Annotated in this window: 1 pseudogene; it reads right to left on the reverse strand. The window is 42.7% G+C overall.

From position 1 onward, the window contains the following. Positions 1-253 precede the first annotated feature (253 nt). A pseudogene (locus ADK28_RS32180) lies at positions 254-459 on the reverse strand (hypothetical protein); the annotation flags it as partial.

Below are 459 nucleotides of genomic sequence, written 5' to 3' on the forward strand. Positions count from 1 at the left end.
TGTGGGGTGACAATCATTTTAGCACTGTTCGGGGCAACCTCGGATTGGGCGACAAAGCCTTACGTGACGCGGGATTAAGAAGATTTTAGAGGTTCTGCACTGCGATTTTAAAAATGAGCGAAAATGTCTTTTTTTATGATTTATTCTGCATTTTTTGAGCGGGGTTTATCACAGTTTAAAAACAGTTTGATTGATCTTAGTAGCCTGCCGTTAGCAACATTGTCATAACATTCACGTACCCACTAAGACCAAATCAAACGGCCCGTTTCTTATCAGACGCTAGGCTTTCTGTGTCTGCGCGTTCTTCGTTATCAGCACCACACTCTTTAGCCTTCTCGTAGTTATGATTAGCAACTGCCTCTGTTTGTGGTTGCTTGCCGAGAATTTTTTCTTTCACCACCTTATCAAGCTTCAGCAGCGCTATGTTGTCCTCGTCAAGTAGATAGAGGATGGTTTCAA

The sequence above is a fragment of the Serratia sp. 506_PEND genome (assembly GCF_001076875.1).
GTDB classification, from domain to species: domain Bacteria; phylum Pseudomonadota; class Gammaproteobacteria; order Enterobacterales; family Enterobacteriaceae; genus Serratia; species Serratia marcescens.